The sequence below is a fragment of the Nostoc sp. genome (genome assembly GCF_036919495.1).
GTDB lineage: Bacteria > Cyanobacteriota > Cyanobacteriia > Cyanobacteriales > Nostocaceae > Nostoc.
The window spans coordinates 26,729-37,253 of sequence record NZ_JBALBZ010000151.1 but is presented as its reverse complement, the minus strand read 5'-3'; the positions used below and the strand labels follow the sequence as shown (position 1 = coordinate 37,253).

Annotated in this window: 7 protein-coding genes; 2 read left to right on the top strand and 5 right to left on the bottom strand. The window is 41.9% G+C overall.

What is annotated here, in order from left to right; translation table 11 throughout:
• Positions 1 to 222: 222 nt before the first annotated feature.
• A complete protein-coding gene (locus V7K25_RS21775; RefSeq protein WP_335160536.1) occupies positions 223 to 2,280 on the bottom strand; it encodes a serine/threonine-protein kinase in 2,058 nt (685 codons plus the stop codon).
• An 876-nt stretch (positions 2,281 to 3,156) separates the two neighbouring features.
• Between V7K25_RS21775 and V7K25_RS21770 the strand changes: the two genes are divergently transcribed.
• Both V7K25_RS21770 and V7K25_RS31685 read left to right on the top strand, forming a co-directional pair.
• Entirely contained in the window at positions 3,157 to 3,528 is a 372-nt protein-coding gene (locus tag V7K25_RS21770; RefSeq protein ID WP_335160535.1) for a hypothetical protein, read from the top strand.
• Between the two features lie 321 nt (positions 3,529 to 3,849).
• A complete protein-coding gene (locus tag V7K25_RS31685) occupies positions 3,850 to 3,975 on the top strand; it encodes a transposase (protein WP_442948105.1) in 126 nt (41 codons plus the stop codon).
• Between the two features lie 83 nt (positions 3,976 to 4,058).
• Here the strand turns inward: V7K25_RS31685 and V7K25_RS21760 are convergent, their stop codons facing one another.
• The 4 genes from V7K25_RS21760 to V7K25_RS21745 form a co-directional block, all read right to left on the bottom strand.
• A complete protein-coding gene (locus V7K25_RS21760) occupies positions 4,059 to 5,111 on the bottom strand; it encodes a serine/threonine-protein kinase (RefSeq protein ID WP_335160533.1) in 1,053 nt (350 codons plus the stop codon).
• Positions 5,112 to 5,618: 507 nt separating this feature from the next.
• Positions 5,619 to 7,853 (bottom strand): glycoside hydrolase, encoded by a 2,235-nt coding sequence (locus V7K25_RS21755; protein ID WP_335160532.1) that lies wholly within the window; start codon positions 7,851 to 7,853, stop codon positions 5,619 to 5,621.
• 77 nt (positions 7,854 to 7,930) lie between these two features.
• Positions 7,931 to 8,161 (bottom strand): NifU family protein, encoded by a 231-nt coding sequence (locus tag V7K25_RS21750; protein ID WP_100897064.1) that lies wholly within the window; start codon positions 8,159 to 8,161, stop codon positions 7,931 to 7,933.
• Between the two features lie 501 nt (positions 8,162 to 8,662).
• Complete coding sequence (locus V7K25_RS21745; RefSeq protein ID WP_335160531.1) at positions 8,663 to 10,426, bottom strand: sensor histidine kinase; 1,764 nt, start codon at positions 10,424 to 10,426, stop codon at positions 8,663 to 8,665.
• Between the last annotated feature and the right edge of the window lie 99 nt (positions 10,427 to 10,525).

The following is a 10,525-nucleotide window of genomic DNA, read 5'->3' as shown; positions in this document are numbered from 1 at the left end:
GTCATTCTTACATTATACCAAATATTCTGTAAGAGAACAAATTAATTAAAGCCGTCGTAGAACGACGGGGTTTTAAACCCATTCTTCTGATAAAATTGAAAATTACTGTCTTCAGGGATGATAGATGCTGATAATTGAAGGCAATATTTCCGCAGCGATCGCATAAAATTGTGAACCTGCATTTTTCTGCTCCAAACTATCGGTAACTGTCAAAATTCCTCTTCACTGAGACAATTGCCAAATTTTAATAGTATTATCTTCACTACCACTGACAAGGGTCTTGCCATCAGGGCTGAAGGTTACTGATGTCACAGTGTTGCTATGCCCCGTCAATGTCAGAATTTCTTCGCCTGTGGCTGAATTCCACAATTTGATGGTGCGATCGCGGCTACCACTAGCAATCATTTTCCCATCAGCACTAAAAGCTACGGATGTGACTGTGTTGTCATGTCCTGCTAGTGTGCGAATTTCTTTTCCCGTAGTTAGATTCCAAAGTTTAATGGTGCGTAGGTGTAGCCCGTCGTAGACATCGCGGCTAGCACTGGCTAAAGTTTTACCATCTGGGCTGATAGCCACGGCTGTTACTGTTTGATAATTTCCCTCTAGTGTGCGGATTGAGTAACCTTTTGTCAGATTCCAGATTTTGATAGTCTTGTCAAAACTGCCACTGGCAAGAATCACACCATTAAGGCTAATAGCTAGCGATCGCACCCAGAATGTATGCCCTGTGAGTGTCCTAATTTGCTCTCCTGTTGCTAAATCCCAGATTTTGATGGTGTTGTCATCACTACCACTAACCAGAGTCTCGCTATCAGCACTGATGGCTAAGGCATGAACTGAATCAGAATGCCCTGTAAGAGTGCGAATTTGCTTTCGCGTTGCTAGATTCCAGATTTTGATGGTGTTGTCATCACTACCACTAACCAGAGTTTTGCCATCTGGACTGATCGCTACCACATTCACCTGCTGAGAATGCCCATCAAGTAAAGAGATTTGTTTTCCGGTTGCGAAATTCCAAAGTTTGATTGTGCCATCGCCCCCACTGCTGACAATGGTTTTGCCATCAGGGCTGATAGCAACAGATAAAACCGAGTTTCCATGCCCTTGCAGGGTATTAGCTAAGGAAACCTTACCCAAAGAAATCTTTAGTGGTTGACCTAAAAACGCTTCATCTTTGCCAGAATTATTGTGCTGAGTCAGCCGAGAAACCAAACTGGTCTGAATCCGGCGAAAATGTCTATACCAAGATTCTTGAAATCCAAACAACAGAATCAAAGCACTTACCAAGATTACAATTCTCACTAAGGGATAACTTTTTGGTAAATCTGGTGCTTTAGTTGGTGGTATTTTACCAGAGGATTTCCCGGCTGGTGGTAGCGCCAGGAGTTGTTTTGGACTCAAATCTCTAAGAACTTCATCGGCTGACTGGTAACGTTCATGGATATCTTTTTTCAAAAGCTTGTCGATGACAAAATCCAACTCAGGATTTAATGGACTCCGCAAATATTCCCGCCAATTACTCACCCAGGCATACCCAGATTCCATCCACAACTGAAAGGGGGAATTTCCCGTTAGCAGATGAAAGCAGGTAGCGCCCAAACCAAATAAGTCACTGGCGGGGAAAGCTTTACCATCTCTAATTTGTTCCAGGGGTGAATAACCATGTGAACCAATGGATGTGCCTGATTTCTGCTGAACTTTGACAGTAAATTGCTTTGAGGAACCAAAATCAATCAGACTTAATCGCCCATCACTTTTATTGCGGATAATATTTTCTGGCTTGATATCTCGATGAATGACTTTGCGATCGTGGATAAATTTGAGGATAGGTAGTATATCTAGCAAAATCGATTGAATTTCCCTAGCGTTATAAGTCTTGCGCTGTTGCAACTCCTTTAATAAATTCTCTCCATTGATAAACTGCTGCACTAAATATAGGCAGCCGTCTTGCTCAAAGTAAGCTAGCAAAGTCGGAATTTGGGGATGTTCCCCAAGGTCTTGTAGTCGCTGCGCTTCTTCAGCAAACAACTCCATCGCCTTTTTTTGCGACCAAGTTCCTTGGAATTTTGGAGCTAATTGCTTGATAACACAACGTTCATTGAGTTTATCGACATCTTCTGATAGATAGGTTCTGCCAAATCCCCCCTCATCTGAAAGAACTCGGATGACACGGAAGCGATTTCTTAAAAGTGACACCAACGGGGTGCTACAACTTTGGCAAAACTTCTTTCCATTGGGATTCAGGGGATTTGAGCAATCGGGATTTAAGCAGCAGATCATGATCTGACAGGCGCGACTGCATGACAACTTAGGCTAAGTTTGCCCCGAACTTTCCCTGAAGAAAATTGACTCTCGCTTACTCGTGGTAGAAAACCCTGCTCTGGGGATTGGGGAATTACTTAATATAGTTAGCGTTTGTAAATAGTGTCAGTCTTCCTCATCTGTGGAAAACTACGAGAGCCATAAAATTAATTATTCTCTCGATTATATAATAATTTGAATAAAAAATTTTCCGAGACTTTTAAACCTAGTAATTTTGCTTGTATATTGACACGCAATAACCTACTAAGTATTAAAGATAAACCCTGATTAATTAACCATCATGACTATTAAATGTAGTTAAAATGCTTACTAAATTTGTTTTTGATATTTTAAATCACCCATGATTAATTGTTAATTTGATACTTTGGGCAATAAGAGGGTGTTTGAAAAGTCCTATTGTCGGTATAAAAAGTTTTAGATCCCTCTAAAGCAAAGCCATTCATGAAAAATGTCAGATGTATTGCAGGTTGCTGCACAGTAAAACTAGATGCGAACTAATTCAGCACTTTCAGATTTGCAACAAAGTTTATTCGGTGATAATCAAGTGCGATCGCAGAACCGGAGTGACTTACAAAACTGTCGCTGGAGGTGTTAGCAGGAACCAATTTTTTACTTATCAGAACTTAATTTACCAGAACAGCACTTCTCATAACTAACTGCATACCCACAGGTGCGATCGCACAACTTTTCGGTCTACTGAATGTAGAGCCGTGTGGGGTGATTGTGCAACTAAGCCCTATAAGAGCTACCAAGACTTATTCTCATTCCTAGGGTGGATATTATCAATGTAAAAAGCGGTTACTATACGCTTAAATTTAAGAGGAATAAAAGGTCATGTCTGTAGGTATTGACGCTAGTATTGATGTTCTTGGAGTTGCTCAAGCAATTGCGGGTGCTGTAAACGATAACTCAGACCGTGGAGCGTTTACTGATAATCTTGTCGAAACGGCTTATTTTAACCTGGGACAGCACTACAATGTATTAACTGTCAATTTGTCTCAACATCCTCAAACTGGGGGACTGAACGATATAGTATTTTATGGTTCGGCAAGTTATAAAGATGGCACTATTTTTGGTATTTACGGATTTAAAAGTGGTGAATTCACCCATGAAGGCGATGGTGGATACATCAATTGGGCTTTTCAGGGATCGTTCACTAGAGACGGTGATGGTGGTAGTCACGTAGTTTTCAATGCGCTGTCATAGATAGGATCGAGATCATTGGGAGGCTTGGTTAGCCCTATTTTGTTACTTGGGGAAAATATAACTGCTCAAACGGTTATAGGGATTGAATTTCAGCTTTTTTGTTTATAACTTTTACTTTCTGTTAGAAAATAAAGCTTCAAACCTTGCTTAAATGAAAGTTTCAGAATTTGGCTTTGATTATGGTTTTCCAAAAGTGACAAAACAGGGCTAGGGCGTGTTTTCAAACTCGTTATATCCTAAAAAATAGGCGAACGCAGACAGGGTGGGTTGATGAATGGAGGAGACTTAAGTAACGAACAATAGGAAAGGTTAAAACCGCTACTGCCACCACAAAAACCCAAAACAGGTAAACCAAATCATGAGCGTTCACAGGTTGTGAATGGCATTCTCTGGATACTCAGAACAGGAGTACCGTGGAGAGATATACCAGAAAGTTATGGAAAGTGAGAGAGTATCGCAACGCGGTTTTACCGATGGTAAAAAGCCGGAATTTGAACCTCTAAAGTTTCAACTTAGTTGTGCGAACTTGTTTACTTTAGCTTTGCTCTCCATCTCCGAATAGCATTAGCAGTTCTAGTAACAGGTGGTAAATATACATCAGGAGTTTCGTAAGAATTTCCGTATTGTACAATACTTTTATTATTTGATTTTTGGGTAGTTAAACAGTCAGCCAAAGTAGGCAAATAGCTTTCATGACCTAAAGCTTTCATCACTTCATCGGCAGTTTTAAACCGATCAGTTAACGAAATTTTTACCATTTTTCCTAAAATCTGGGCAAAACTATTGCTAATATTTACCTCTTTTTGCCAGCATATTTCACCACTATTTGCGTCGTAGTCAAATTCTAAAGGACTTTTAGCAGTCAACATAAAAATACAAGTTATACCCAGTGCATAAATATCACTGGCATAAACTGGACGTAGAGAAAACTGTTCTGGTGGTGCAAATCCTCTGGTTCCGATAAAGTTGGTGTTTGCAACTTGATTGGGAGAGTTTTCACAAGCTTCAGCTAATTGCTCTTTCACTGCCCCAAAATCAATCAGTACTATTCGTTTGTCATACTCACACCGCAATAAATTCTGGGGCTTAATATCCCGATGAATCACATGATGTTTATGAAGATACTTTAATACAGGTAATAATTCTTGCAAAAACTGTTTAACTGAGGCTTCACTTTTGGGGCCAGTTTGCCGCACTTCTCGTCCCAAAGTCAAACCCGGAATATATTCTTGAATTAAAAAAAACTCCCCATTTGCCTGAAAGTAGTCTAATAGCATGGGGATTTGTGAATGACTACCGAGTTGGCCCAAAGTTTTTGCTTCTTTTTCAAAGCGCCTACATGCCCTTTGCCAGGTTTGAGGATTAGTCACTTTCGGACAAAGCTGTTTAACAACACAGAGAGGATTCCCAGGTAATACGGCATTTTTGGCTAAAAACGTAATCCCAAATCCACCTCTACCCAAAATTTGCAATATTTCATAGCGATCGCGCAATAGCTTCTTGGAGCCACACATCTGGCCAAGTTGAGTTTGCTGTAAAATGCTCTCTTGAGAATTCGTTATTTTCTGAGAAAAGCGATCCATTAGCGTAGAATATCTGTTCTGAAATGTTTTTAATCTTACGACAAATATTCCTTGGTTACAGTAAAATTACTGCAACTTTGCCAAATCATCAAACTTTTTCAAAAAATAAAACTAAATTTTTGTAGAAATTACAGATTGACAAATAAGATTAAATATGATTTTAGATCCTTTGCTACACATGAATCGGCTGTAGGGGCGTACATCTGTCATTTGTGTAAACTTAAGTAAAAGCTTTTAGGATTGTCTCTTTCTCTCTGTGTCCTCTGTGCCTCTGTGGTTAAATAAAAGACTTTTTAACCGCTCAGACGCAAAGAGCGCAGAGAGAAAAAAGAGATTTTATATCATGTCCGCTTGATTGCTTATTAAACTCGAAGAACCCCACCCCGCCAAAGCTATGCTTTGTCTCCCCTCCCGAAAAGCGGGGAGGGGTTCTTTTATTATGGGTAATTTAGCGGACATGATATTACAAGTCACCTTGAAAGGGCTAAACACCAAACCTATTAAGTTCTAAGGCACTTCAATGGGAATCAAAGCATTTTCTGGTAAATAGTTGCAAAAACGCCCTTCATCTGCAAGCACCAAAATCAAGCGCAAAGGATAATCTGGCGGAACTTGCAAATCTGCCCACGGTACTGCCAACTCTAAACAATTATTTAAAGCTACTTGAGCGCGACTGAAACGGGGATGCCATTGATAATTGTCTCCAGCTTCCCGAAACTGAATCGATTGCGTCAGCAAGTTAATTTCTAAAAGATGGTGAAAATGGTAATTAAGTGGGGCTGCATCTGGTAAATCTGCTAAGGGAACTGGGCTGTTAACCATTGTTTTTTCTGGATAGAACCACAGCAAATTCAACTCTGCTGGCAAATCTTGCCCTGGTGCAGCGCCACTTTTAAAGTCCAGCCGCACATAGAAATTTAAGTGATCCACCCCATACCAAAGTCGCTGGATGACACTGCTGTTGTGCATCGTCCCTCGCGCCCCGCCGATTTCTATGCGTCCAGCTTTATCCCAATCTTGTTCATCACCCCTACCATCAATGACGGGATGAATAAACCCTTGTGGGGTGTGGTTTCCCTGCGCTTCGTGGACTTCTACTGGCTGCTTGAGGTAGGGCGGTACAGGTTCATTTAATGCCTTGTAAATGCCAAACAAATGTTCTCGAAACAACCCGTCAAAGATGGCATCCTGATTTGAGGAGTGTCCTGCACCAAACCACCAAAACCAGTCTGAACCCTCTGCGGCATACAACGCTTCCCATGCTTCTGGGTTGTTTTCTTCCGTCGCTTCAGGATGACTTGCCAACATTTCCCTTGCTTCTGTCAAGTAATCCCAAGCACGATTTTTGGCAGGATCGCCGATCCAAGTGGTAAAACTACCATCTACCCAAGAACCACTATGTAGTTGTCCTCCGGGGATGGTAGCTGTGGCTGGAAATTCTTCGAGAAATTCGGAGACGGTGACGAGTTTGAGGCGGGTTTCATCGCTCAAGCTTTGATATAAAGCTTCTAAGAAGGGTTTCCCATCTTCGGGATAAAATTCCCAGCAATTCTCCCCATCCAAAGCGATGGTAACTAGCCAAGGTTCTTCAGTTTGACTCTCTCTTTGCATTTTAGCGATCGCTTGCAAATGTCCCACTAAATCCGCAGCTGCCTTTTTTGCTGGCATCGCGCTATAAGTAAAGCCAATCAAATCTGATAATCTGTGGTCACGAAACACAATTGACAAGTCACCCTCGGCGGTTTGCAGGCGATAAGGTCGATACAACAATTCTGGTTGCTGCACATTCCCCGCCCCATCCCGATGAAAAAAGTGTTTCAGCGTCCACCCTAAGACGGCTTCATCTGAGCATATCCACTTAAATCCTTGGTTAATAATATCTGGAAGTATTGCCGGACTTACTGATTGTTCCGAAGGCCACAAACCACGAGGTATCTGTCCAAAGCGTTCTTTATAAAAGTTCCAAGCTTTCCGCAAGTGGCGGGGAATATCTTCTGACCACTGAAAACGCTGCTTAGGTAGTGTCATATTAGGCACAGCTACCCGACCAGAGTTAGTATCAGCGAGTAAGGGCAAAATTGGGTGAGTGTAAGGCGTGGTGGTAACTTCTAACTGCCCCGCCTCCTGCATTTTTCGATGTTGGGGGATAATGCGGCTGAGGATTTCTCGCTGTTTGGAATAAATGCGCTGGCGATCGCTTAAAGTAAAATTCCGTCCCTGTTTTAACCAAGCAGCAATTTCCGGGTCATCCCAAAACAACGGATCGATCCAAGCCAAATTGTGCCAAGCTAGCAAATCACTATAATCTGGCAATTCCCAATTTGCTAAACACCAAGCTTGCCCCTTATCCTGCCTTTGCTGGTACAACTCGGCATAACGGGGATGAGGGTCAATCAGAGTATGGTGATTGGCATCGAAAAAGTGTTGGATAATAAATTCGCGCTGTTGCTGCGTGAGTTGTTCATCTGGTGTCAAGCTGGCTGTGAGGTAAGGGTCAAAAGCAGTGCCAGCAATATAATCTTCGAGTTGCAATATCAGCGATGGAACTAAATTCACCGTTTGGTGTAACTTAGGATACCGCTCTAAGAGTAATACCAAATCCAAATAATCTTTAGTCCCATGCAAACGTACCCAAGGAAGCCGATACTGCTGACTAGAAGATAGCGAAACGCCGCTGCCAGGAGATTTGTACAGCGGCTGATGTTGATGCCAGATAAAAGCGATGTAAAGAGGATGGGACATAGGAATAGTTAGGAGTTAAAAATAAGGAGTTAGGAGTTGATTCAAACTCATAACTCCTAACTTCTAACTCCTAACTTTTACACCACTTGCTCAATTTCTGCAATTTCGGGAATCATTTCCTTTAAGCGGCGCTCAATACCCATTCTCAAGGTCATTGCAGAACTGGGGCAAGAACCACACGCACCTTGCAGGCGAAGTTTTACAATAGGCCCTTCGAGTTCTACGAGTTCCACATTACCGCCATCAGACATGAGATAAGGGCGCATTTCATCTAAGACTGTTTCAACGTTGTCAATTGTGAGTTCCATAAGTTTTAGACCTGCTAAGTTAATGATGGGGATTGGGAAGGCAGTGCGGCTTGGGGTCTCCCCAAGTGGAGCAACTGCCGTCATGGGGCATTAGGCATTGGGCATGGGGCATGGGGCATGGGGCATTGAATAATAATGATCTCTGTGCCAGATGCGCGGTTACTCATTAACCATTATCCAAAATTTTATTTTTCAGCTTTGTTAAATCGATCCTAAATCTAATTGCTGCTAGATTGTCAGATGTCAGTTTTTAATGACTTTTGACTAGACCACTGCTGGTTTTAGCAACTTGATATTAGATTAGCTGAACAATTTGTCGTGCAAGCCCTCCTACTCTACTTTAGCGGTTAAAGTCCTGAAGAGAACGCCAGGAGGTGAGGACAAGGAAATTTTTTTCCCAATACCTGATGCCCAATATGCTTAATTAAATAATAATTACTAAAAAACTTTAAACTTTAAAACTCATAACCCAGTACTGGTAATCTTCCAAATGACTAATGACTAACATTCAGCACTATTTGTTGAGTCGCCATCATTGGATGAAACCATGACTGGTTGTTGATATAGTGGCACGGTGAATGTGACTGTTGAACCAAGTCCTTCACCCAGACTATAAAAATGTACCTCGCCGCCCATTGCCTCTACTAGCTTCTGGGATATTGCCAATCCTAAACCTGTACCACCGTAGTGGCGAGTGCGGGAACCATCCACCTGAGAGAATAATTGAAAGAGTTTATCTTGTTTATCTAAAGAAACACCAATACCAGTATCTGCTACACGTACTTTCACCATGCCAGGAAACTGCTGATCTTGAAAGTTCGCCTTTTTGAGTACTAAATCGGCGCTAACGGTGACACCACCTTCATGGGTAAATTTGATGGCATTCCCTACCAAATTTAGCATCACTTGTAGCAACCGTTGATAGTTGCTTTGGACAATGATTTCATCAGAGGTAGGAGGCATTTGCATCTGGAAACTGAGGTTTCTCATTTCTGCTTGGGGACGCATGAAATTTTCGACATCATGGAATAGCTCATCTAGTTTGACTGGAGCGTAAGTTAGCTCCATTTTGCCAGCTTCGATTTTAGCGATGTCCAAAATGTCGTTGATAATATTCAGCAGATGTATCGATAATTGGTGAGCTTCTGACAAAAACTGGTTTTGTTCTTCTGGATCATCTGCCATCCCTTCCAAGATCAGCTTTAAGAAGCCAATCATGCCGTTGAGGGGGGTACGAATTTCATGGGATACATTAGCCAGAAACTCGCTTTTGAGGCGGGAAGCTTCTTCGGCTTTTTGACGCGCTACTTCTAATTCTTCATATAAAGTAGCATGAGCGATCGCAGTTCCCAATTGATCTGCTGCTTCTTTTGCCAGTTCTAATTCTGATTCTGTTAATGTGTAACATTCATCCTGCCAACTCAAGGCAACCAATCCATTGGCCTGGTCTTGATAGCAAGTTGCAATCACCAGGGTTTTCTGCCGCCCAGACTGTGCGTATCCAGGCACTTGCATTACAACTGGTTCTAGGGTTGCGAAAGCTTGAGCAAAGGCAGGCTCTGAAGCTATATCTATTTCTAAGCCAAGCATTGATTTGAGTGTTGCCTGGTGATACTCAGCCTTCACCTCCACTTTTGAGCTAGAGGGCTGATAAGGACAAATAATACAGCGCTCTAGCCGCAGAGCCTTACCCAAACTATCAACTGTTTGCTGCCAAATAATATCTAAATCCAACGTCCGGCGGATATTTCTGGTAATGCGATTTACCACTTTTTGGTGTTGCTGCGATCTTATTGCCAAGTCTATTTGTATGGGCGTTTTTGATGCCACAGCTACTTGTTTTTTGTTGAGTGTCGCTTGCACTAACCGTCCCATCACTAAAACTGTAGTGGCACTCGTTCCCAAACTCGGCATAATTGGACTAATCACCAATTCCAACTCAAATAATTCTTGGTGATAGCTAAACCAACACTGAAACCTTTCTGGCATCAAACTTGTCAAAATTCGGTGCAATCGTTCCAAATAAGTAACTTTATCCACCGGGACAAAGGTTTGAGTCTGGTTCAGTTCATCAACTATTTTTTCGGTATTTAACCCTAGGAGTTCGCTGTGCTGCCAACAAAAGGTCAGATAGCGCCCTGCCCCATCTTGCGTATACACCAACTCGGCTCCTAGAGTTGCTAATGAGCCATCAGTCTTACTGGGAATAGATTCCAGATTTTGGGAAAATACATTTGACAATTGGGAATTGGCAGTAATAGTCATTAATTGAGTTGGATAGACAAAGGGTATCCGACCGTAATTTTACTAAAGCTGCTCAAATTTTTGCATAAATTCTTACAGCTTTTTTGTTTTTTATTGAGT

What these genes read in the sequence shown, in the direction of transcription:
- V7K25_RS21760 (WP_335160533.1), bottom strand. Translation starts at nt 5,111, where the DNA reads ATGGATCGCTTTTCTCAGAAAATAACGAATTCTCAAGAGAGCATTTTA.
- V7K25_RS21770 (WP_335160535.1), top strand. Translation starts at nt 3,157, where the DNA reads ATGTCTGTAGGTATTGACGCTAGTATTGATGTTCTTGGAGTTGCTCAA.
- V7K25_RS21750 (WP_100897064.1), bottom strand. Translation starts at nt 8,161, where the DNA reads ATGGAACTCACAATTGACAACGTTGAAACAGTCTTAGATGAAATGCGC.
- V7K25_RS21775 (WP_335160536.1), bottom strand. Translation starts at nt 2,280, where the DNA reads ATGATCTGCTGCTTAAATCCCGATTGCTCAAATCCCCTGAATCCCAAT.
- V7K25_RS21745 (WP_335160531.1), bottom strand. Translation starts at nt 10,426, where the DNA reads ATGACTATTACTGCCAATTCCCAATTGTCAAATGTATTTTCCCAAAAT.
- V7K25_RS21755 (WP_335160532.1), bottom strand. Translation starts at nt 7,853, where the DNA reads ATGTCCCATCCTCTTTACATCGCTTTTATCTGGCATCAACATCAGCCG.